Consider the following 23832-nt stretch of genomic DNA (forward strand, 5'->3'; position numbering starts at 1 on the left):
GCTCATAGGGGAAGGTCGGTGGAGACAGGCGCCCAGTTCGGTGGGTCCACGGACGAATCCGGGCGTGCGCTAGGTCTGGAACCGCTGTTACAGCTGACCGAAGCCCTCTGCGAGCTGGGCTGCATGGAGAACGCCCAGGACCGGTTGCAATTTGCCATGGTGCTCGGAGACCAGCTCGGCCGTCACGTCGATGTGCGCGGCGTCCGACTCCGCGAAGACGTGGCGGTCATGGTGCGTGCGGCGCTGGCCGTCGCGGGCGGGGAGCGCGTACTCGCGCAAGTGGTCGGAATCTTCGAAGGCGCCGTGTCGGTTGACCAGCTTGACCAGCTGCTCGCCCGGGTGGCTCCGCCCGGAATCCTCGGGCTCGTGCTCGGCCCGCTCACGGTCGCAGAAGAGGAGAGTGCCCGCGCCCTGCTGACCGGCAAAGGAGAGGTGCCCGCCGGCCGGCTGCGAGACGATCTCGTCGAGGAACTCAACGGTCTCCACCTCCCTACTGGTCTCAGTCCTGAACAGCTTTTCCTGCACGTCCTGGAGTGGAACGCGCAGCCGGACGGCCTGCCTCCCGCCGTCCTCCTGCTCGACCTGGCCGCAGGGCTTGCCGCCGGGGCGGCTCACCGCACAGCCCTGACCGAATGGGCGGACGGCTGGGCAGCACGCGCCGGTCTGGCCGATGCCCTGGTCCGTCGCCGCGCCGCGCGTGCTCGCCGGGCACATGACCCCACCATCCCGTGCTGCCTGATCGTCGCCGTGGAGCCATCCCGGGACGGATCACAGGACATCGTCGTACGGTCCTGGCTCAACGCCGCGCCCGGTCACTGGGACCCGCAGCCCGCCGAGCCCGCCACCACCACCCTCGACGGCCTGGGAGCGGCCGTCCAAGAGGCCCTCCGACAGGCCGACAGGCTCTGGACCGCGCCGCGCGAGCCGGACAGGAGCGGACGCAAGCAGCCGCCGCCGTACATCGAGTTCGTCCTTCCGTACGACCTGCTCAACCATGATGTGGCGGGGTTGCCGCTCCGCTCCGGACACGACTGGCCGCTGCCGCTCGGACTGAAGTACGGGGTTCACCTACGCAGTCTGGAGCGGATGCGTACGGACGACCCACTGGTTCGAAAACGGTGGCGGGAACGCTGGCGCGCCCTGTGGGAGCGGGGCGTCAGTGTGCACGACTGGAGCGGGACGGACGTGCAGCGGCTCGACGCGTGGCAGACGGAGCTCGCAGGGGAAGCCGGACGTACGGCCGTGGTGCTCGACGCCCCGACCGAGGCCTCCGCCCTGGAGGCCCTGAAAGCCGCCGTTGCAGAAGGTATCGGGCTGGCGGTCTGGGACCGCAGAGGCGTGTTCGCGGAGGAACGTCGCGAAGTGGTGTCGGCGGTCTTCGCCGCCGTGCCGACGCCCGCGCAGATCCCCGTGGCCATCCACCTGCTCCGGAGAAACGCTGTGGTCCATGACCGCGGTGCGGTATCGCTGGGCCGTCATATCGCTGTTCTCTGGGACGATCCCAACCGTCTCGTCGACATCCAGGAAACCGATGCGGGCGCGGCCGCCCGGGACATCAATGACAGCGAGGAGAGTGGGTTATGAGCGGGACGACACCGGTGAACGAGCCGGCCTGGCGTGTGTTCCGCGCCACCGGCACCGCTCCCGACGGGCTGCCCCGCCCACTCCCGGAGGCACCGCCCTGGCGCAGGTTCAGCGGCGGCCCGGCCCTTCCCGCACCCCCTGACGACGAGGAGTCCGCACGCCGCCGCCTCGGGTACGTGGAGCCCGTGCCCCAACTCGACGAGGAGAGCATCGACATCGTCAACGCGGCCCTGCTGCTGCGCCGCCCCCTTCTCCTCACGGGCCCGCCCGGCGTCGGCAAGTCCACGCTCGCCTACCTCATCTCCCGCGAGATGGGCCTGGGGCGGGTACTGGAGTGGAACATCGTCAGCCGCACCACACTGCGCGACGGCCTGTACGCGCACGACGCGCTGGGCCGTGCGCAGGCCATCGCTGCCTGGCGGGCCGGCCTGCAGTCCTCTCCGGCACTCGACGGCAGGGAGAGCGGCGACGAGCAACCACTACCCGCTTTGGGTGACTTCATCACCTTGGGTCCTCTCGGGACCGCGTTGCTGCCGTATGAACGCCCACGCGTCCTGCTCGTCGACGAACTCGACAAGAGCGACATCGACCTGCCCAACGACCTGCTGCACGTTCTGGAGAACGGCAGTTACGAGATTCCGGAGCTCGTCCGGGACACGCAGGACAGCGCGCGTGTGCACACCAGCGATCCCGGGCTGTACGCGGTGGTGCGCCACGGGCGGGTGGTTTGCCGGGAGTTCCCCATCGTGGTGATCACCAGCAACGGGGAACGCGAGTTCCCGCCGGCCTTCCGCAGGCGCTGTCTGCCGCTGGAGATGCGAGTCCCTACTCGAGACCAACTGCTCGCCATAGTGGAAAGCCACTTGAAGGCACTTCCCTCCGGCACTGAATCCCTGGTCGATATCTTCGCCCAACGGGTCGCTGCGGGCGGAACGCACTCGCTGGACCAGCTTCTCAACGCCGTCCACCTGACAACGGCGGGTGCGTTCCAGGCCGATGGGCCGGGACGTCTGCTCGTGGAAATGCTGCTGCGCGACCTGTCGAAGGGCCGCTGAATGAATGGTGGTCCACGCGAGCGTGCGCCCGGATACGAAGACCCCGCGGGTCCCACGGATCCCGAGCGGGCGCCGCACCAGCCGCCGCCCGACGCCGAGGACCAGCCGCACGAGGCTCCGCGCTGGCAGGAGGTGGCCGACGCCGTCTGGCTGGCCGCCTACTGGACCCGTACCGGGCGCCCCGCCCCGGGGGCGTCCGCCCCGGCCGACGACGACCGGCCGGAGGAGGACGGGGCACCGGCGTTCCCTGCCGGCCCCCCAGACGTGCGGCACGAGACCACCGGCGACGAACCGCGTGCCTTCGCCGAGCTGACCCTGCCGGCCCCCGACCCGGAAGGACCCCGCCAGTTCCACCTGGGGCCACCGGTTCTGCCCCGGGCCCGGCCCCACGTACCCGGACAGGCGGCACGCGCGACGCGGCTGGCCCGCGCGCTGCACCGGCTCGGCCGACGGGTTCCGTCCTTCGACACACCCTTGCTCGACGAGGAACTCACCGCCGAACGCATGGCTGCCGATGAACTCTGGATGCCGTGGTTCAGGCCAGGCGATGCCAAGGCGTTCGACCTGGTCGTCCTCGTCGACAGCGGTCCCACGATGGCCATCTGGCGGGAGGAGACGGCCGCCCTGCGGACCGCAGCCGAGCACAGCGGTGCCTTCCGCTCCGTACTCACCACGCAGGTGCACCTGCCCCGCGCCGGTGCGGCCGCACCGACGCTGCGCCGGAGCGCGACACCGAGCACCGCGGACCTGGGAGAGGTCCTCAACGGCAGACGGGACCGGCTCTTCCTCGTCGTCACCGACGGTCTCGGACACGGCTGGGCCGCCCCGGCCGCCGACCACCTGCTCCAGCGCCTCGGCGGGGCAGGACCCACAGCCCTGGTCCACCTGCTGCCTCCCCATCTGCGGCACCGCTCCTCGCTCTACCCCCATGCCGTGGTACTGGAGGCAGCGGGCTTCGGCGCCGCCAACCATGGTCTTTCGCTCGCACCACCGCCCGCTGGCCCGGACCCGATGCGGCCCCTGCCCGAGGCAGATGGAGCGATGGCCGTTCCCGTGCTGTCCTTGAAGCCCGGTTCGCTCACCGCGTGGTCCGAGTTGGTCGTCGGCGGGCGCGGCGTACGCCGCCAGCTTCCCGCCGTGCTCGCCGGCTCGCTGCGCGCCGGAAGGCCCGCACCGGGGCTGCGTGCCCCGCAGCGACCCAGCGCCGCAGCAGCGGCCGTGCGCCGCTTCTTCACACTGGCCACGCCGGCCGCCCGCCGGCTCGCCACCCACCTCGCAGCGGCCCCGTTCGAGTTCGACCTCATTCAGCAACTGCGCAGCCGAACGATGCCGCACACCGGGGCCGAGCACCTCGCCGAGATCCTGATGGGGGGTTTGATCGACTGGGACGACACCGGTACGAGACCCCCCGACTTCGCCGATGGTGTCCGGGAAGCGCTTCTCGCAACGACGACGCGCAGGCAACTGGCCACGGTCATCAGCATCCTCGGGGAGCTTCCGGCGGCAGGGGCGCACGGCGTCGCCCTGCGTGCCGCCCTTCGCGACCCGGCAGGAGTCGCGCTGCCCGACCCGAGCGCCCGAGCGTGGCGGCAGACCGAACTGGCGGTGATGCGGGCGCTGGGAGGACCGTACTCGGAAAGGGCTCGCCGGATCGCAGTCGCCGGTATCTCCGTCACCTCCCATGCCGTGTCGACGACCGGGGAGGCGGTCGACGGTCCAGCACCCCTCGGAGATCTCCTCACGGGCGCGATCCGAGAACCCTCCGACGCGACCGGTGACACCGCGGAGACCGCGGTGAGCAGCGAGGCCGAGCCGCAGGGATCACCTGCCGTCATGGTGAACGTCCCTGCGCGGAACAACGGGTTCGTGGGCCGCTCGGCGCACCTCCGGACGCTGGCGGCGATGCTCGCGGAGCAGGGCACCGTATGTCTGCTTCCCCAAGTGCGCCATCGTTCCGGCGCCGTTGGCACGTCCGAGCTGGCGCTCGAGTACGTTTACCGGCATGCGCACGACTACGACCTGATCTGCTGGATCCCCGCCGAGCGGCGAAGCCTCCTCCTGGCAACCCTCGCGAGCCTTGCCGGACCGCTGGGTCTCGGCCACGACACCAACCCCCTCCCCGTCGGATCGGCCGCGTTCGCCGTCCTCCGGGCACTGCGCAGCGGCACACCGTACGACAGGTGGCTGCTGGTCTTCGACAACGCCGAGGACGTCGAGGCGGTACGCCGTCACCTGCCGACGGGCGGGCCTGGGAAGATCGTCGTCACGTCCCGCAACCGCGCGTGGGAGTCGGCGGCCGTCCCGATGGAGGTGAGTGTCTTCGAGCGCGAGGAGTCGGTCGCACTGCTCCGGAAGCTTTCGCCCGCTCTTTCGGCCGGGGACGCCGACAGGCTCGCCCACGCCCTGGACGACCTGCCCCTCGCCGTTGAGCAGGCGGGCGCCTGGCATGCGGTCACCGCAATGCCGACCGACGAGTACCTGCAACTGCTCGACAGGCGCAGCCCGACCGTCGGCACACCAGACGTGACCGCCGCTTGCCCGGTCCCGCTGGCCGCGGCCTGGGGCATCTCGCTGGATCGCCTCCAGGAACTCAGTCCGGACGCGCGCCGCCTGCTCGAAGTCTGCGCGAGCATGGGTTCCGAACCGATCCCGCGTCCCATTCTGCGTGCGGGACGAACAGCCGACGGTAAGCAGGGAAGCGAACCGCTGCCGGGCGACCCGGTCGAACTGGCCCGAGCTGTCCGCGCACTCAGCGAGTTGTCGCTGGTCAGGGTCGACCACCGTGCCGACACCCTGCGACTGCACCGGCTCCTGCGGACCGTGCTGTCGGCCGGGCTCGCTCCCGAACAACGCGAGCGGATACGCGCGACCGCCCACCATGTGCTGGCGGCGGCCGGGCCCGGGCACCACACCTCGCCGCAGGAGTGGCCCGCGTACTGGTCACTGCTGCCCCACTTGCTCACCTCGCGAGCGGTGACCAGCACCGACACGCGGGTGCGGGCCCTTGTTCACGAGACCGTGCTGTTCCTCGACCACCGTGGTGACCACGACGGTGCCGTCTCGCTCGGGCAACAGGCCCGGGCCGTCTGGCTCGCGGCCTCCGGCGAGGAGAACCGCGATGTGCTTCGCATCACCAAGACCTACGGCTCCCTTCTGCGGCGAACCGGCCGGATCGCCGAGTCCGTCCCGCTCGCCGAGCAGGCGCTGGAGGTCTCGCGTCGGGTCGCGGCCGACCCCGAGGAGATCGTCGACTCCCTCTGCGAACTGGCCGACGTCCGCCGCCACCAGGGCCGGTTCCGGGAGGCGCGGGATCTCAGCAGGGAGGCCACCGAGCTGGCGCGATCGCGGTTCGGCTCCGACGATGCCACCGCGCTGCGGGCCACCCACAGTTGGGGTGCCGACCTGAGGCTGTGCGGGCAGTTCGAGGAGGCTCTGGAACTGGACCAGGAGAACGCCCGGCTGCGCGAGCAACTGTTCGGTCCTGTCGACGCCCTCACCCTGGACAGCCTCAACGCCGTCTCCCTCGACATGCGGGAGAGCGGCGACTACGCCGGCGCCCGCGATCTCCAGGAAAACCTTCACCGCCGGGCGCAATCCGCGCTCGGCGAAAAGCACCCGCTCACCCTGCGCATTGCCGGCACCCTCGCGGTCTGCCGACGGCGGGACGGGGCGCTCCGCGATGCCGCCGTGCTCTCCGAAGCGACGCTGCGGCACTTCACGGCCCGTTACGGGCCCGACCACCCCGAGGCACTCTCGGCTGCGATCGACGCAGCCGTCGACAGACGCCTTGCCGGTGATCTCGGTGCGTCTCGTGAACTGGCGGCCCGGACCGTACGCAGCCTCGGCGCGCGCCTGGGGGAAGACCACCTGGGCACTCTGGTGGCACAGGCCAATCTGGCCACCACCATGCGTGCGCTGGGCTACCTCGACAAGGCGCAGGAACTGGAGGACGACGTCGCACGCGGCCTTGACAGGGCCGTGGGGCCCCACCACATGACGGCGCTGACCGTCGCGATCGGCAGGGCCAACACGGCCTTCGCGCGACTGGACTTCGACCAGGCACGCCACAGGGACGAGACCACCGTGTGCCTGCTGGCCGAGACGGCGGGCGAACGGCACCCGCTGAGGCTGGCGTGCACGGCCAACCTCGCCTTCGATCTCCGGGGGCTGGGCCGGGGCGCCGAGGCCGACGAACTGCAACGGACGGCGGTGGAGGGACTCGCCGCCGTCGTTCGGGCGGACCACCCCTGGCTTCTGGCGGCCCGGCAACGGCGACGTATCGAGTGCGACATCGCGTCGACCCCGCTGTAGCCGCAGCCGGGATGCGTCCCGGGCGCGACGGTCCGAGTCGCAGCGGGCCGTCCCCCAGCTGGGCGGTAATTGATCGAACGGAGAGTCAAGAAGCGTCCGGGCTGGCATAGTTGAGGCCATGGGGGAGTTTGTCGAGTTCACCTTCGAAGACGGCCAGGCAGTGCTCCTGGAGGTCTTTACCAGTCCGCTGGCCGACTCCACGGCGGGCGGCACGACGCCGGGTTCCGCGCCGCTCGTACCCGTCGCGGGTGACCACAACGGGCGGATATCGCGCGCGGCCCGCGGCGCACTTCGGCAGGTGCTGAAGCCGTTGGTGCCGGTCCTGCAGTCCGTGCACGACACGGTGTCCGCCATGGACCGGCGTCCCCAGCAGCTCACCGTCGACCTGGGTATCAAGGTCGGTAACGATCTGACTCTCGGCATCGTCGCGAACAAGGGCGAGGCGAGCCTCACGGTATCCGCGACGTGGAACCTCGAAGCGCCCCTGCCGACGGAGTAGCTGTGCGCCCGCTGTACGACGACCCGGACGCTCCCATCCGCAGGGCGTGGGTCACCGTGCACGCCCGGGGGGCGACGGGGGCAGGCCTGGGTGCCGGCGTGGTGGTCGCCGACGGGTATCTGCTGACCTGCGCCCATGTGGTCAACGCGGCTCTCGAACGACCCAAACTGGCTACTGAGCAACCGACGCCGCAGGACATGCTCCGGGTCGCTGTCTCCTTCCCCGGCCTCGGACGCGAGCAGCACGCCGTGGAGCTGGCCGGTTGGCTGGCCCCCAAGCTGGAGCACGAGCACTGGTGGGAGGGCGATCTCGCCCTGCTGAAGGTGGAATCAGGAGCATCGGACATCCAGCATGTGCACATCCGGGAGACATCCACCCGACGGCTCTCGACCTGGTACGCCAACGGAGCCCCGCGCTCCCTCGTGGACGTCTACGTCCAGGCCGACATGGGACCCTGGCACATCCTGGACCCGGGCCACGCCCGGCTGCGGATCCAGCCCGGCCACAGTGGGGCGCCCCTGTGGGATCGCGAGAACGGCTGCGTGGCAGGCCTGATGGTGTGTACGGAACCCGGACCCGACAACCCCCGCTCCTATGCCATCAGGGCCTCCGAGATGGTCAACCTGCTCCGCGCCACCGGCGTGGTCCCGGCCGTGGTCGCCGAGGTGGCCGACCCCCGGACCCGAGCCAGGCGCCGTGAACTGACCGAAGCCCTCGAAAAGCTTCCCGCCCAGGAACTGCGGCGGTGCGCCGAGCGCGTCGGCCACGCCCTCGATCTGCCCTTACCCCCGGCCACTTGCGCGGAGCTCGCCGACTCGGTCATGCGCCATCCGCGGGGCATACCGGCCCTGCTCAGCAAGCTCACCGGCCACGAGGAAGTCGCGCGGCGGATCCAGGACGCTGCGGAGAAGCTGGGGCCCCTGCGCCTCCTCACCCAGGACGAGTACGACGAACTGATGTCCCTGCTGGGCACGGCCACCTATCACGAGGTTCGCGCGGCCGCCGGCCGCGCCGTACCTCACTTCTCACTGTCCGACGCCGGCCGGCCCGCAGTCGCCGAGCTGATCGAGGACCTGGAGGACCGCGTCGGCGAACCCGGCGTCGTACCTCCCGTGCTCCTGGTGGTCGAGGAGATCGCCGCGGCCTGGCGTGAGGGCGGAGATCTGCTGCGCCGGTGGTCGGACCGGGTGACCGAGCGTCTGAGTGTCAGTCCGGAGGCGGTGGCACAGTGTCGCTGGTCCGCAAAATCCCGTGCCGCCGCCCGGACTTCCCGGCCGGTGCTGCGGGTGTGGCTGTGGGCGGCCGAGCCCACCGCACAGCTCTTCCGGTATGTCATGCATCTCTACGACACGCACGGACACCCGGTCAGGACGTGGACGGGCGGAGACACCGAGCGCAGCCGCGCCGACCTTTGCGCCGACCTCTCGAAGGCTGTCGAGGCACTCGACCACTACGAGGAGTCGGCCGGTGTGGAGTTCCTGCTCGAGGAGGGCTTCTTCGGACTGGCCGTCGACCGCCTTCCGACCGATGCCGGGCCGTTGGGGACGCGGCCCGTCGGGCTGGATCGGGTGGTGGTCCTGCGTGGGCAGAGCGTAAGGCGCCCCGGCATCTGGAAAACGCGCTGGGAGTACGGGCGGAGTGCCGCGGCGGACCCCTATGTGCTGCAGGACCAGCACACGGCGAACCGCATCCTGACCAAGCAGGACGACATCGCCTGTGTCATCGCCTGCTGTCCGCCGGAACAGCGCGACGCCGCGCTGGCCCTGTGTCGTTACCTCGGGGTGCCCGTGGTCCTGTGGCACCGCGGCGAGCACGGCCCGGACACGGCCGAGGCGCTGCGGGCCGTCGTACCCGAGGACTGGCTGCGCGGCCTGCCGGAAGAGGTCAGACAGCGGCGCGCCGAAGCCCTGCACGACACCACCCACATGGGTGCTCATCTGGCCCTGCTGTGGGAGGACCCGAGCTGGGCGCCTCTCCTACCACGGCTGGCCAATCCGACGAGGCGGGAAGGAGGCGCCGCGTGAAGAGCGGACGCCCGCAAGAACGGCTCTTCCGCGGGGACGGCGGCACATACGATGACTCCGTACCGCTGCCTCAGCCTCCGCCCTGGCGACGGCCGCGACCGGACGGTGAGCCCGAGCGGCAGCGGCCGTACCTGATCGGGGACGAACAGGTGGTGGAGGTGGTCAACGCCGCCCTGCGCCTGCGCCGCCCCCTCCTGGTGACCGGCACCCCCGGCACGGGCAAGTCGTCGCTCGCGCACGCCGTGGCGAGGGAACTCGGACTCGGGCCGGTCCTCGTCTGGCCGGTCAACACCCGCGCCACGCTCACCGACGCGCTGTACCGCTACGACGCCATCGGCCGACTGCGGGAGCGGCAGGACGGCACCGACGACATCGGCAGCTTCGTACGCCTGGGCCCTCTGGGCACCGCGCTGGCCACCCGGCACGAGGGGCGGCCGCGGCTGCTCCTGATCGACGAACTCGACAAGAGTGACCTGGACCTGCCCAACGACCTGCTGTTCGTCCTGGAGGAGGGCGAGTTCAGCATCCCGGAGCTGGCCCGTCTGCCCGAGGAACAGGCCGAGGTGGCCGTCCACGTGCAGGGCTCGCAGGAGAAGGTGCTGGTGCGGCACGGTACCGTCCGCTGTCAGGATTTCCCCTTCGTGGTGATCACCAGTAACGGTGAACGTGAATTCCCTGCGGCCTTCCTGCGCCGCTGCGTTCGGCTGGAGCTGCCAGAACCCGACCCGGACCAGCTCGAGGGCATCGTCCGGGCGCACTTCGCCCAGGACCTTCAGCAGCTGGAGGAACAGTGGCCGCGGGTGCAGGAGCTCATCCGAACGTTCACCAGCCGGCGCAGCATCGGCGGCCTCGCCACCGACCAGCTGTTGCACGCCGTCCACCTGCTGCAGCAGGGCGTTCAGCCCGAGGCGAGGCACCTTGAGGAGGCGGTGCTGCGTGAGCTCAGGAGCGGCGGGGTCCGGTAAGCCGGACGAGCCCCTGATCACTCGCCTGCACGCCGTGCTCAGCAGCGCCGGAGTGGACCTTTCGCCCCGGGAGCTCAGCGACGCCCTGTGGCTCGCCCTGCACACGCCGTCGAGCAGGGCCGAGGCCGTCGTGGCGGGGCCGGCCACCGTGCTCCCGCCCGGGTCCGCCTCCGCCGCCGTCCCGCAGTCACAGCACGCGGAAGGGGACGCGGCCGAGGCCGCACCGAGTCAGGTCCGGCGCCCGGTCTACGCACTCACCAGCACCCGTGACGGCGGCGCTCCCGGTGCTCCGCTGCGCATTCCGGGAGTCCGGGGCCTGCGTCATCCGCTGAGCATCTTGCGGGGGCTGCGAGCGCTGAAGCGCAGGGTTCCGTCCGAACACCGGTATGAGCTGGACGAGACCGCCACCGCCGAGGTCATCGCCGACAGCGGAGTACTCGACGCCGTGCTGCGCGCGGCAGCCGACCGTTGGCTCCACCTCGTGCTCGCCGTCGACCACGGTCCGTCCATGCGGGTGTGGCGCGACACCGTCGGAGAGCTGGCCGACGCCCTCACGGGTTCGGGCATCTTCCGTTCCGTGCGTACGAGCCCGCTCGGCGCGTCCGCTCCTGTCACCGGCGGCCGAACCGTCGTACTGGTCTTGACCGACGGGGTCGCCGACCACTGGCACAGGGGAGATGCCTACGAGCATCTGGCCACCCTGGCTCGCGCAGCGCCGACCGCCGTGATCCACCTGTTCCCCGCTCGGCTGTGGAGAGGCACCGGGCTGTCGGCCGAACCCGTGATCGTCCGAACCACCGGTCTGGCACCTCCGAACAACCTGCTCACCGCCCACGACCCCTGGCTTCCGGCCTCCCTGAGCCCCCGGCCCGCGCTCCCCGTGCCCGTGCTGGAACTCGGCGAGCCGAGCCTGCGGCCCTGGGCCGACCTGATCGCGTCGCACGGCGGCGTCGCCCCTCTGCGCGTAGTCGACGCGGAACGTCCTCCCGGCACCGTCTCCCTCGGCCAGAGCGGCACCGGCAGTGACTCGCAGACCGCGGCCGACCGCGTGCGGACTTTCCGGGCGACGGCCTCGCCGCAGGCATACGAACTGGCCGGCCACCTGGCGGCCGTCGACCCGCTGACGCTTCCCGTCATGCGGCTCGTCCAGGCCGCGGCCCTGCCCGACAGCAATCCCGTCTGTCTGGCGGAGGTATTGCTGAGTGGCCTCATGCATGTGGGCGACCCGCTCGAGGGACATGACGTCTTCGACTTCGCGCCGGACGTACGTGGTGTGCTTCGTACGGTGATCCGATCCGGTTCGGCGCAGCGCACGGTCGACGCCGTGAGTGACTTCATCACGCCGCGCCTCGGGCGTTCTCCCGACTTTCCGGCGGTCATAGCGGACCGGACGGGAACGCTGACCCTGCCCAGAGACGGCGAACCGCTCGCCGAGCTGGCGCCCACCGGCAGATCCTGGGAGGGTGCGGGCGAGCGCGGGTGGGAGAGGCCGTCGCCGTGGAGCCATGGCGTGCACAACCTGCCCGCGCGCCGCATCACTCGCTGGCTGCCCGCACTCGAGGACGACGTCGTCTGGGTCGCTCAGAGCCTGGCGAGGACGGATCGCGTGCCGACGGTGTTGTGTGGGCCGGCGGGTTCGGACAAGAGCACCATCGCTCTGGAGTACGCCCATCGCCATCTGAGCGACTACTCACTGGTGTGGTGGGTGGACGCGCGCTATGCGGACACGCTGGCGAACGGCATCGCGAGTCTCGCGGAGGTGGTGTTGCCGGAGGGCTTCTCCGCTGATTCCCAGGTCACCGTCGAGCGCGTCCTGTCGTGGCTGCAGTCCCATACCGGCTGGCTGCTCGTCCTCGATCATGTCACGGAGAATCCCGAGGTCAACCGACTTGTGAACCGGGTCGGCGCGGCACTCGGGCATGTGCTGATGACCACACGTCGTGAGGCCGGGGAATGGGCGACGGCAGCACGTGACCTGACGCCCGCCTACCGTCTCCGACACGACGTCCTCACCGGCGTGCGCAACGGCCCTGCGGTCCGTGAGCAGCTCTCCGGCCTCCTGTGCGCTGATCCGGAGGCGAACGACGATCCCGGCCACAGGCACCTGCGCCTTCCCCCTCAGGAGCCGGAAGCCGGCGGGTGGGGCCTGGCCGTGCTCCTCTGTGCTCTCAAAGGTGTCGAGAGCATCAACACCGGATACGGACGCGCTGTAGGCGACGCCGTCCTCATCGAGGTCGCTCGCCGGCTGCGCGACGCCGTAAGGGACGACAACACCGTTGCCCGGGTGGGCGGCGACGAGTTCGTGATCCTCGTGGGGGAACTGGGCAGGGCCGAGGCTGCGGGGCTCGCCCTACGGTTGCAGAGGGAGATCACGCAGCCGATCCGGGTACAGGGTCACATTGTTCGGCCGGGCGCCGGTTTCGGGATCGGCTGGGCGCAGTGCGGCATGGACGCGGACCGGGTCATCGAGTCCGCGCGCCAGAGGAGCCTCGGACCGGCGCAGGGCGTGGACCTGTTGCGTCGCCTCTCGGAGTTCTTGCCGACACTGGCGCAGATGGAGGATTCCCAGGGGCGGCAAGCGTTCGCCGAGGTGCTCGGGGAGCAACTGGACCGGCGGATCGACTTGCGGGGCCTCAGGATGCGTGAGGACGTGGTGACGCTGGTGCGTGCCGCATTGGACGTGCAGGGTGGGGACCGTGCCCTTGCCGACGTGGTCCGGCTCCTGGAAGGAGACGCGGCTGCACGGGAACTGGATCTCCTGCTCGCTTCATCCGGTGTGCCGGCTGTCTCCTGGCCGGAGGCAGGAAGATCGGGGCGTGCACATGCTCGCGGCCAGTATCTGCTTCTCCTGACGGAGTTCTTGTGCGGACTGCGAGCGCTTGAGGACGCGTCGGGACGTGCGCAGTTCGCCGTGGTGCTGTGCAGCCAGTTGGACCGGCGGATCGACCTGCGAGGCGTCAGGATGCGTGAGGACGTGGTGACGCTGGTGCGTGCCGCATTGGACGTGCCGGAGGGGAAGCAGGTCTTGGTCGACGTGGTGCGCGTCTTCGAAGGGGGGACGGCGGCGGACGAGTTGGCGCAGATCGCCTCTGTGCCCGATCCCTCAGTTCCCAGCGTCCTGTCGACCGCGGAGGAGGATGAGGCACGGAACCTGCTGCGGGCCGCATCGGCCGAGCTGTCCGCCGCCCGACTGCGAGACGCACTCACCCACGACCTGAACGGTTACGACCTGCCCGCCGGCCTCTCTGTCGAGCAGCTCTTCGAGTTGGCCCTGTTGCTGACGGCGCAGCCGGACGGCCTGCCTCCCGCAGTACTGCTTGTCGACCGGGCGGCTCTGCTCCTCCGGTCACCGGGGCACCGGTCTGCTCTGGCCGCCTGGGCCGAGGCCTGGGCTGCGAACGCGGGTCTGTCCGAGGCCTTGCGGCGGCGACGGGCGGCCGAGGCTGTCGCCCGGCCTGGTGAGCGCGGCCGGCGCACTCCTGGGCCGCCCGGCATCGGGTAGTGCACCGTCCACGCCGGCCTCAGGACCAAGCCGGCGAGAAGCGCTCCGCAGGGAGGGCTCCACACGGGTGCCCATGGTGGCCTGCGTAGCAGTGGCCGGGCCGCGATGGCCCTCAGGACGAAGAGTCCGATGGAGCTGATCTTGGTCGGCTGCGCTCGCGGACCACCCCACTGTCGTCATCGGACGCGCCCCGGGCCGTACGACCCCGTCGGCGAAGCGACGGAGGTCGCATGCGGCCCGGCGGCCCGCCCCGGCGGATCCGCTCCGGAGAGGGGTGAAGACGCGAGCGGACGGTCAGGATGGAGGCATGGCTTACCACGTCCACTCCGAGGCCGGGCGGCTGCGCCGCGTCATCCTGCACCGGCCCGATCTCGAGCTCAAAAGGCTCACCCCCAGCAACAAGACCTCGCTGCTCTTCGACGACGTGCTGTGGGTGCGCAGGGCCCGCGCCGAGCACGACGGGTTCGCCGACGTGCTGCGCGACCGGGGCGTCACCGTCCACCTCTTCGGTGACCTGCTGGCCGAGGCCCTGGAGGTCCCGGCGGCCAGAGCCCTCGTCCTGGACCGGGTCTTCGACGAGAAGGAGTACGGCCCGCTGGCCACCGACCATCTGAGAGCCGCCTTCGAGAACCTGCCCGCGGCGGAGCTGGCCGAGCTGCTGGTCGGCGGCATGACCAAGCGCGAGTTCCTCGATGTGCACCCGGAGCCGACCTCGGTGCGCTTCCACGTCATGGAACTGGACGACTTCCTGCTGGGCCCGCTGCCCAACCACCTCTTCACCCGCGACACCTCCGCGTGGATCTACGACGGCGTCTCCATCAACGCCATGCGCTGGCCGGCCCGGCAGCGCGAGACCGTGCACTTCGAGGCGATCTACCGGCACCACCCGCTGTTCCGCGACGAGACCTTCCACGTCTGGTCCGAGGGGCAGGCCGACTATCCGTCCACCATCGAGGGCGGGGACGTCCTCGTCATCGGCAACGGGGCGGTGCTCATCGGCATGAGCGAGCGCACCACGCCCCAGGCCGTCGAGATGCTCGCGCACAAGCTGTTCGCCGCCGGTTCCGCCGAGACGATCGTGGCCCTCGACATGCCCAAGCGGCGTGCCTTCATGCATCTCGACACCGTGATGACGATGGTCGACGGCGACACCTTCACCCAGTACGCGGGGCTCGGCATGCTGCGCTCGTACACCATCGAACCGGGCGTCGGCGAGAAGGAGCTCAAGGTCACCGACCATCCGCCGGAGCACATGCACCGCGCGATCGCCGCGGCGCTCGGCCTGAACGAGATCCGGGTGCTGACCGCCACCCAGGACGTGCACGCCGCCGAACGCGAGCAGTGGGACGACGGCTGCAACGTCCTGGCCGTCGAACCCGGCGTCGTGGTCGCCTACGAGCGGAACGCCACCACCAACACCCACCTGCGCAAACAGGGCATCGAAGTGATAGAGATCCCGGGCAGTGAGCTGGGGCGGGGGAGGGGTGGGCCGCGGTGCATGAGCTGCCCGGTCGAACGGGAGGCCGTATAAGCACCCACCGTGACGTATAGGCATGCTGGGTTTCGTATAGTATTCCAGTAGTCCTCTCCGTCCCCGTACCGCCGTATCCCTGGAGCGCCCCATGGCGACAGTCCCGACCGCCCTCGCCGGCCGCCACCTCCTCAAGGAGCTGGACTTCACCGAGGAGGAGTTCCGCGGTCTGGTCGAGCTGGCCGCGGAGCTGAAGGCCGCCAAGAAGGCCGGGGTCGAGACGCAGTACCTGCGGGGCCGGAACATCGCGCTGGTCTTCGAGAAGACCTCCACCCGGACCCGCTGCGCCTTCGAGGTCGCGGCCGCCGACCAGGGCGCCTCGACGACGTACCTCGACCCGTCCGGCTCGCAGATGGGCCACAAGGAGTCGGTGCGGGACACCGCGCGGGTGCTGGGCCGGATGTACGACGGGATCGAGTACCGGGGCGACAGCCAGCAGAAGGTGGAGGAGCTGGCGGCGCACGCCGGTGTGCCGGTCTACAACGGGCTCACCGACGACTGGCACCCCACCCAGATGCTCGCCGACGTGCTGACCATGACCGAGCACTGCGCCAAGCCGCTGACCGGGATCACTTTCGCCTACCTCGGCGACGCCCGCTTCAACATGGGCAACTCCTACCTGGTCACCGGCGCCCTGCTCGGCATGGACGTGCGTCTCGTCGCCCCGAAGGACTTCTGGCCGGCCGAGGAGGTCGTCGACCGGGCCCGCGCCCTCGCCGAGACCAGTGGCGCCCGCATCACCCTCACCGAGACCCTGGACGAGGGCGTCCGAGGTGCCGACTTCGTCGCCACCGACGTCTGGGTCTCCATGGGTGAGCCGAAAGAGGTCTGGGCCGAGCGCATCGCCGCCCTCGCCCCGTACGCCGTGACCATGGACGTCCTGCGCGCCACCGGCAACCCGGACGTGAAGTTCCTGCACTGCCTGCCCGCCTTCCACGACCTCGGCACCGAGGTCGGCCAGGAGATCCACGCGGCCCACGGCCTGGAGTACCTGGAGGTGTCGGACGAGGTCTTCGAGTCGGCGCACTCCGTCGTCTTCGACGAGGCGGAGAACCGTCTGCACACCATCAAGGCAGTGCTGGTCGCGACCCTCGGCTGAACCGCGTCAGGCCGTCGGCCGCCGCTGAGCCGGTACCACGGGCAGTCTGAACCACACGGCCTTGCCGGACTCGGTCGGCCGGTGCCCGCACGACGAGCTCAGGGCGCGGATCAGCAGCAGACCGCGCCCGTGCTCCTGCCAGGGGTCGGGCATCCCCCCGGACGGACGGGTGAGATCGCCGGGCGGCTGCGGGTCGGTGTCGTGCACCTCGACCTGGCAGCCCGACGGCATCAGCTCCACCACCAGCTCTATCGGCGTCTCGCCGGAGGTGTGCTCCACGGCGTTCGCCACCAGCTCCGCCGTGAGCAGCTCCGCCGTGTCGCAGTCCGCCCGGTGCTCCAGTTCGGCCAGCGCCGTACGGACCAGGGCGCGGGCCACGGGCACCGCCGCGGTGGTGTGCGGCAGCGCGATGCGCCAGGAGGCGGGGGCTGAGGCGAGTTCGTACAAGGCGGGTCCGTTCATGGAGCAGGACATCCTGCTTTCAACCTTATGAATGGTACGGCGCCACTCTTCTGTGGCGTCCGAGGGGCACTGCCGGAGGACCTGCGGCCCCCTTGCCGCCCGGCTTACCCAGGTGAACGCCGTGCCGCGCACAGCTGCTCCCGCCGTTACGCCGGTGTGGACGATCTGTGACGGATGTGACCTGCCCGGTTCACACCCGGCTCCCCGTGATGTCCTACCCGGACGGCCTATCGCGTACTCATGACGACAGTCACGGATGAGTGATAACTTCGTGGGGTAGAGCTCAGTGAGGCAGTGCCCGCCCGAGGAGGCCGCACGTCATGAGTCCCTTCACCGGCTCCGCCGCCCGCACCACGAGCTGGGAGCACCTGCGCGTCGACCTCACCGACGGGGTCGCCACCGTCACCCTGGCCCGCCCCGAGAAACTCAACGCGCTCACCTTCGGCGCCTACGCCGACCTGCGCGACCTGCTCGCGCAGCTGTCCCGGGAGCGGTCCGTACGGGCCCTGGTGCTGGCCGGCGAGGGCCGCGGCTTCTGCTCCGGCGGCGACGTCGACGAGATCATCGGCGCCACCCTGGGCATGGACACCGCCCAGCTCCTCGACTTCAACCGCATGACCGGTCAGGTGGTCCGCGCCATCCGGGAGTGCCCCTTCCCCGTGATCGCGGCGGTTCAGGGTGTGGCGGCCGGCGCCGGAGCGGTCCTGGCCCTGGCCGCCGACTTCCGCGTGGCCGACTCCACGGCCCGCTTCGCCTACCTCTTCACCCGCGTCGGCCTCTCCGGCGGCGACATGGGCGCCGCCTACCTCCTGCCCAGGGTCGTAGGCCTCGGCCACGCCACCCGCCTCCTGATGCTGGGCGACCCGGTCCGCGCCCCCGAGGCCGAGCGCATCGGCCTGATCAGCGAACTGACGGAGGAGGGCCGAGCGGATGAGGCGGCACAACAACTGGCCCGCCGCCTGGCAGACGGTCCAGCCCTGGCCTACGCCCAGACCAAGGCCCTCCTCACGGCAGAACTGGACATGCCGCTGGCGGCATCGGTTGAACTGGACGCCTCCACCCAGGCCCTCCTGATGACAGGAGAGGACTACGCGGAGTTCCACGCGGCCTTCTCGGAAAAGCGCCCTCCGAAATGGAGCGGACGATAGTGGATGTACCCGAAGGGGCGCGGGGAACTGCGCGACCAGCCACAACGAACCCGCACCCGCACGGCGACACACGCCACCCTCTACGCGTGGCCATCATCGGCGGCGGCCCCGGCGGCCTCTACGCCGCCGCCCTCCTCAAACGCCTCGACCCCACCCGCGACATCACCGTCTGGGAACGCAACCCCCCGGACACCACCTTCGGCTTCGGCGTCGTCCTCTCCGACGAAACCCTCGGCGGCATAGAACACGCCGACCCCCAGGTCTACGAGGCCCTCCAGAGGCACTTCGTCCGCTGGGACGACATCGACATCGTCCACCGCACCACCCGCCACACCTCCGGAGGACACGGCTTCGCCGCACTCGGCCGCCAACGCCTCCTGGAAATCCTCCACCACCGCTGCCGCGAACTCGGCGTGGACCTCCGCTTCCACACCGAGGCCCCGGAAGAGCTCCCGCAGACCCACGACCTGGTCATCGCGGCGGACGGCATCCACAGCACCACACGCGAGACCTACGCGGACGTCTTCCGCCCCCGGGTCACCACACACCGCTGCCGCTACATCTGGCTCGCCGCCGACTTCCCCTTCGACTCCTTCCGCTTCGAGATCGCCGAGACCGAACACGGCGTCATGCAGCTCCACGGCTACCCGTACGCCCCCGACGCCTCCACCGTGATCATCGAGATGCGCGAGGAGGTCTGGCACGCCGCCGGCTTCGACGAGCTCGGCGAAGCCGAGTCGATCGAACGCTGCGCCAAGATCTTCGCGGAAGCGCTCCGCGGCCGCCCCCTGAAGTCGAACAACTCCACGTGGACGACCTTCCGCACGGTCGTCAACGACCGCTGGTCGCACGGCAACGTCGTCCTCCTCGGCGACGCCGCCCACACCGCCCACTTCTCCATCGGCTCCGGCACCAAGCTCGCCGTCGAGGACGCCCTGGCCCTGGCCGCGTGCCTGGAGGAACAGGACACCCTGTCCGAGGCCCTGACCGCCTACGAGGCGGAGCGGCGGCCCGTCGTCGCGTCCACGCAGCGCGCGGCCCGCGCCAGCCTGGAGTGGTTCGAGAACCTCGCCCTGTACCTGGACCAGCCGCCCCGCCAGTTCGCCTTCAACCTGCTCACCCGCAGCCGCCGCGTCACCCACGACAACCTGCGGCTGCGCGACCCGCACTTCACGGAGGCGGTGGAGCGGGAGTTCGGCTGCCCGCCCGGCACGCCCCCGATGTTCACCCCGTTCCGGCTGCGGGGCCTGACCCTGCGCAACCGGGTCGTCGTCTCACCCATGGACATGTACTCGGCGGTCGACGGCGTCCCCGGCGACTTCCACCTCGTCCATCTGGGCGCGCGGGCGATGGGCGGGGCCGGGCTGGTGATGACCGAGATGGTGTGCGTCAGCGAGGAGGGCAGGATCACGCCCGGCTGCGCCGGTCTCTACACCGGCCGGCAGGCCGAGGCCTGGCGGCGTGTCACCGACTTCGTGCATGCCCAGGCGCCCGGCACCGCGATCGGCGTGCAGCTCGGCCACAGCGGCCGCAAGGGCTCCACGAAGCTGATGTGGGAGGGCATGGACGAGCCGCTGGAGGAGGGCAACTGGCCGCTCGTGGCCGCTTCCGCGCTCCCGTACAAGCGGTTCAGCCAGACCCCGCGCGAGCTGTCTCGCGCGCAACTCACCGACATCCGGGAGCAGTTCGCGGCAGCCGCCTGCCGCGCCGCCCGGGCCGGATTCGACCTGCTCGAACTGCACTGCGCCCACGGCTATCTGCTCTCCGGCTTCCTCTCCCCGCTGGCCAACCGTCGCACCGACGCCTACGGGGGCTCGCTGGAGAAGCGGCTCCGCTTCCCGCTGGAGGTGTTCGACGCCGTACGGAACGTCTGGCCGGGGGAGCGGCCCATGACCGTCCGGATCTCCGCAACCGACTGGGCCGAGGGCGGGACCACGCCCGAGGACGCCGTCGAGATCGCCCGGGCCTTCGCCGCGCACGGCGCCGACGCGATCGACGTGTCGACGGGGCAGGTGGTGGCGGACGAACGGCCCGAGTTCGGGCGGTCGTACCAGACTCCGTTCGCGGACCGGATCCGCAACGCCACCGGCATCCCGGTGGTCGCGGTCGGCGCGATCTCCTCCTGGGACGACGTCAACTCCCTGATCCTGGCGGGCCGTACGGACCTGTGCGCCCTGGCCCGCCCCCACCTCTACGACCCGCACTGGACGCTGCACGCGGCGGCCGAACAGGGCTACACGGGACCGGGAGCGACCTGGCCGGCCCCTTACCGCGCGGGCAGCCGTCGCCCCCAGACCGGCCGCACGGACGTGCCGAAGCCGCGGCTGAGTCTGTGAAGGGGGGCACCCCCTAGCCTGCGGTCGGCGTGAAATCGGTTTCCTTCGCCGAGATGATCCGGGCGCCCATGTTGCGCTCCATCATTTCCAGCGCGGCGGAGGCCAGGTGGGGGTGGATGGAGGCGACGGCGTCCTTGGGCACCGTGACCTCCAGGTGCCGGATGTGCGCGTCGAGGGCGGAGTACAGGACGCACTGCTCGGTGACCTGGCCGGTCAGCACCACGTGTCCGACGCCCAGGCTCCACAGGAGGTAGGCCAGGGGCGTCTCGTAGAACACGGAGTGGCGGGCCTTCATGACGAAGAGTGACTCGTCGTCGGGTCGGATCGGCTCGATCAGGCGGGCGTGCGGCCGGGCCAGCGCGGTCTCGACGAGCTCTCCGTGGTGCGAGCGCCACAGTCCGAAGTTGTCGTTCACGTAGATCACCGGCACGCCCGCCTCGCGGGCCCGGCCGATCAGCTCCGCGATGACCGGCACGACCTCTTCGACGGACGGCACGAGCAGCTCGGCGTCCTCGTGGTCGTATGTGTTGATCATGTCGACCACGATCAGAGCCGGCCGCGTCGGGCCTGCCTGCCGCTCCATGATCTCCGCCGCCCGTCGGAGGCGGTCACTCATGCAGTCGCGGCGGGATCTCGTGCTGGGGAAGTCGGGGCATCGCGTCTCCCGAGTGAAGCGTGTGGTGCGGGTTCCGGGAACGCGCTGACGAGTACCCGGTGGCCCGGTGGACCTAACAAGGGCGTGGTGAGCTTCGGTTCCCGCCGCGGCATCACGGCCCCACGAACTCCGCGCCCGCGTCCCGCAGCCGTTCGTGCAGCCTCCGGAACACCGCCGACGAGCGCACCCCCGGCCAGTCCTCGGGGAGGAGTGCGGAGGGCAGGCCCGGATCGGTGTAGGGGAGGTGGCGCCAGGAGTCCAGGGCGAGGAGGTAGTCGCGGTAGGCCTCCTCCGGCGGGGTGTCCTCGCGTTGCTCCCAGGCGTGCAGCACGCGCGCGTGGCGGTCGAGGAACGCCTCGTGCTCCTTGGCGATGGCGGCCAGGTCCCACCAGCGGGCGACGGCCTCCGCGGTCGGGGCGAAGCCGAGGTGGTCGCCGCGGAAGAAGTCGACGTACGCGTCCAGCCGCAGCCGCTGGAGGGTGTGCCGGGTCTCCTCGTACAGCCGCGCGGGCGCGATCCACACGCCCGGCGCGGCCGTGCCGAAACCGAGGCCGGCCAGCCGGGAGCGCAGCACGTGCCGCTTCTGCCGCTCCGACTCCGGCACGGAGAACACGGCGAGCACCCACCCCTCGTCCTCGGGAGGAGCCGTGGCGTAGATGCGCCGGTCGCCGTCGTCGAGCAACTGGCGGGCATCCGGGGACAGTTCGTACCCGGCCGCGCCCTGGGCGGTGCGGGCGGGCACCAGCAGTCCGCGTCTCTTGAGCCGCGACACCGAGGAGCGTACGGACGGGGCGTCCACGCCGACCGCGGCGAGCAGCCGGATCAGTTCGGCGACGGGCACGGGGCCCGTCGCGAAGCGGCCGTACGCGCCGTAGAGCGTGACGATGAGAGACCGTGGTGCATGCTGGTCGGACACGTTGATCATCTTAGGTCGTTCGGTTCACTCCCGGTCGCTTCCGGTGCCGCCTTCCGGGAGCCCTCCCGTGCGCAGGAGAAACCGCTGGAGCTTGCCGGTGGCCGTGCGCGGCAGCGCGTCCAGGAAGACGATCTCGCGCGGGCACTTGTACGGCGCCAGCTCGCTCTTCACGAAGGCGCGCAGCGCCCCGGCGTCCCGTTCGGCGCCCTCCTTGAGGACGACGAAGGCCACCACGACCTGTCCGCGGGCCTCGTCGGGCCGCCCCACGACCGCCGCCTCCACCACGTCCGGGTGCCGCAGCAGCGCGTCCTCGACCTCCGGCCCGGCGATGTTGTACCCGGCCGAGATGATCATGTCGTCGGCGCGGGCGACGTACCGGAAATACCCGTCGGCCTCGCGGACGTAGGTGTCGCCGGTGATGTTCCAGCCGCCGCGTACGTACTCCCGCTGCCGCGGGTCGGCGAGGTAGCGGCAGCCGACCGGTCCGCGCACCGCGAGCAGTCCCGGCTCCCCGTCGGGCACCGGCTCGCCGCGCTCGTCCTGCACGCACGCGTGCCAGCCCGGCACGGGAACGCCCGTCGTGCCGGGCCGGATCCGTTCGTCGGCCGCGGAGACGAAGATGTGCAGCAGCTCGGTGGCGCCGATGCCGTTGATGACGCGCAGGCCCGTGCGTTCGTGCCAGGCCCGCCAGGTGGCCGCCGGCAGGTTCTCGCCGGCCGAGACGCAGCGGCGCAGCGACGAGACGTCGTACCCGTCGAGCTCGTCGAGCATCGCGCGGTACGCCGTCGGCGCGGTGAACAGCACGGACACCCGGTGGCGGGCGATGGCCGGCAGCAGTTGCCTGGGACCCGCCTGCTCCAGCAGGAGCGCGCTCGCCCCGGCCCGCAGCGGGAAGACGACCAGCCCGCCGAGCCCGAAGGTGAAGCCGAGCGGGGGACTGCCCGTGAACACGTCGTCCGCGTCGGGCTTCAGGACGTGCCGGGAGAAGGTGTCGGCGACGGCCAGGACGTCCCGGTGGAAGTGCATGCAGCCCTTGGGGCGGCCGGTGGTTCCGGAGGTGAAGGCGATCAGCGCGACGTCGTCGGCCGCCGTGTCGACGGCCTCGTACAGTGTGCCGGGCGCCGGGCGGTTGAGGAGGTCGTCCGGGGCGTCACCGCCGTAGGCGGTGATCCGCAGGTCCGGGATCTCGGCCTTGGCGAGGTCGTCGACGGCCCGGATGTCGCACAGCGCGTGCCGGACCCGGGCGATCTCGCACATCGTGCTCAGCTCGTGCGGGCGCTGCTGGGCGAGCACGGTGACCGCGACGGCCCCCGCCTTCAGCACCGCCAGCCAGCAGGCCGCGAGCCAGGGAGTGGTCGGGCCGCGCAGCAGCACCCGGTTGCCGGGGACGACGCCGAGTTCGCCGGTGAGCAGGTGCGCGATGCGGTCGACGCGGGCGCGCAGATCGGCATACGTCCATGGCTCTTGCGTTGGGGTGAGGAACGCCGGGCGGTCGCCGGGCGGGCCGCTGAGCAGTTCGGCGGCGCAGTTGAGCCGTTCGGGGTAACGCAGCTCCGGCAGGTCGAAACGGAGCTCGGGCCATTGGTCCGGGGGTGGCAGATGGTCACGGGCGAAGGTGTCGACGTGGGCCGTACCCCGTGGATTCATACGATTCGCCCCCTTGGCGTGGTGGGCTCGCCCCAGGAGCGTATCGTGTTGGTGACGGCAGTCAACGGTCCGCGATAACCTCGGGGTGGCCCGGCCGG

The 23832-nt window shown here is 70.9% G+C and carries 15 protein-coding genes; 11 read left to right on the forward strand and 4 right to left on the reverse strand.

Annotated elements, in window-relative coordinates; all coding sequences use genetic code 11:
- Positions 1 to 18 precede the first annotated feature (18 nt).
- The 9 genes from ACZ6TU_RS31165 to argF all read left to right on the forward strand — a co-directional run bounded on the left by ACZ6TU_RS31165 (position 19) and on the right by argF (position 16570).
- Entirely contained in the window at positions 19 to 1584 is a 1566-nt protein-coding gene (locus ACZ6TU_RS31165) for a VMAP-C domain-containing protein (protein ID WP_469552323.1), read from the forward strand.
- Positions 1581 to 2639, forward strand: coding sequence for an AAA family ATPase (locus ACZ6TU_RS31170; protein ID WP_467669131.1), 1059 nt, complete (start codon positions 1581 to 1583; stop codon positions 2637 to 2639). The genes ACZ6TU_RS31165 and ACZ6TU_RS31170 overlap by 4 nt, the downstream gene beginning before the upstream one ends.
- On the forward strand, positions 2640 to 6950 hold the full coding sequence (gene fxsT, locus ACZ6TU_RS31175) for an FxSxx-COOH system tetratricopeptide repeat protein (RefSeq protein WP_469552324.1): 4311 nt from the start codon (positions 2640 to 2642) through the stop codon (positions 6948 to 6950).
- A gap of 118 nt (positions 6951 to 7068) precedes the next feature.
- A complete protein-coding gene (locus tag ACZ6TU_RS31180) occupies positions 7069 to 7449 on the forward strand; it encodes a CU044_2847 family protein (protein WP_469552326.1) in 381 nt (126 codons plus the stop codon).
- A 2-nt stretch (positions 7450 to 7451) separates the two neighbouring features.
- The gene (locus tag ACZ6TU_RS31185) at positions 7452 to 9473 is read left to right on the forward strand and encodes a VMAP-C domain-containing protein (protein ID WP_469552327.1); all 2022 of its coding nucleotides are present in this window, start codon (positions 7452 to 7454) and stop codon (positions 9471 to 9473) included.
- Positions 9470 to 10438, forward strand: a complete 969-nt coding sequence (locus tag ACZ6TU_RS31190; RefSeq protein WP_467669141.1) for an AAA family ATPase — start codon at positions 9470 to 9472, stop codon at positions 10436 to 10438. The genes ACZ6TU_RS31185 and ACZ6TU_RS31190 overlap by 4 nt, the downstream gene beginning before the upstream one ends.
- On the forward strand, positions 10410 to 13940 hold the full coding sequence (locus ACZ6TU_RS31195; protein ID WP_469552329.1) for an SAV_2336 N-terminal domain-related protein: 3531 nt from the start codon (positions 10410 to 10412) through the stop codon (positions 13938 to 13940). Before ACZ6TU_RS31190 ends, ACZ6TU_RS31195 begins: the two co-directional genes overlap by 29 nt.
- 307 nt (positions 13941 to 14247) lie before the next feature.
- A complete protein-coding gene (locus ACZ6TU_RS31200; RefSeq protein WP_467669144.1) occupies positions 14248 to 15471 on the forward strand; it encodes an arginine deiminase in 1224 nt (407 codons plus the stop codon).
- A 91-nt stretch (positions 15472 to 15562) separates the two neighbouring features.
- Positions 15563 to 16570 (forward strand): ornithine carbamoyltransferase, encoded by a 1008-nt coding sequence (gene argF / locus ACZ6TU_RS31205; RefSeq protein WP_469552331.1) that lies wholly within the window; start codon positions 15563 to 15565, stop codon positions 16568 to 16570.
- Positions 16571 to 16576: 6 nt separating this feature from the next.
- On the opposite strand, the gene ACZ6TU_RS31210 is transcribed toward argF, so the two are convergent.
- Positions 16577 to 17044, reverse strand: a complete 468-nt coding sequence (locus ACZ6TU_RS31210; protein ID WP_467669148.1) for an ATP-binding protein — start codon at positions 17042 to 17044, stop codon at positions 16577 to 16579.
- A 308-nt stretch (positions 17045 to 17352) separates the two neighbouring features.
- On the opposite strand from ACZ6TU_RS31210, the gene ACZ6TU_RS31215 reads away from it, so the two are divergent.
- Both ACZ6TU_RS31215 and ACZ6TU_RS31220 read left to right on the forward strand, forming a co-directional pair.
- The gene (locus tag ACZ6TU_RS31215; RefSeq protein ID WP_467669150.1) at positions 17353 to 18180 is read left to right on the forward strand and encodes an enoyl-CoA hydratase family protein; all 828 of its coding nucleotides are present in this window, start codon (positions 17353 to 17355) and stop codon (positions 18178 to 18180) included.
- Positions 18165 to 20516 carry a bifunctional salicylyl-CoA 5-hydroxylase/oxidoreductase gene (locus ACZ6TU_RS31220; RefSeq protein WP_469552333.1) on the forward strand — a complete coding sequence of 784 codons (2352 nt, stop codon included), beginning with the start codon at positions 18165 to 18167 and terminating at the stop codon, positions 20514 to 20516. The genes ACZ6TU_RS31215 and ACZ6TU_RS31220 overlap by 16 nt, the downstream gene beginning before the upstream one ends.
- A gap of 13 nt (positions 20517 to 20529) precedes the next feature.
- Here ACZ6TU_RS31220 and ACZ6TU_RS31225 read toward each other — a convergent pair whose 3' ends face one another.
- From ACZ6TU_RS31225 to ACZ6TU_RS31235, 3 genes are all read right to left on the reverse strand, one after another.
- Positions 20530 to 21099, reverse strand: coding sequence for a cysteine hydrolase family protein (locus ACZ6TU_RS31225; protein WP_469552454.1), 570 nt, complete (start codon positions 21097 to 21099; stop codon positions 20530 to 20532).
- Positions 21100 to 21283: 184 nt separating this feature from the next.
- Positions 21284 to 22096, reverse strand: a complete 813-nt coding sequence (locus ACZ6TU_RS31230; RefSeq protein WP_467669154.1) for a PaaX family transcriptional regulator — start codon at positions 22094 to 22096, stop codon at positions 21284 to 21286.
- Positions 22097 to 22111: 15 nt separating this feature from the next.
- Complete coding sequence (locus ACZ6TU_RS31235) at positions 22112 to 23734, reverse strand: AMP-binding protein (RefSeq protein ID WP_469552335.1); 1623 nt, start codon at positions 23732 to 23734, stop codon at positions 22112 to 22114.
- Positions 23735 to 23832: the final 98 nt, after the last annotated feature.

This window comes from Streptomyces sp. NPDC052064, assembly GCF_055585925.1.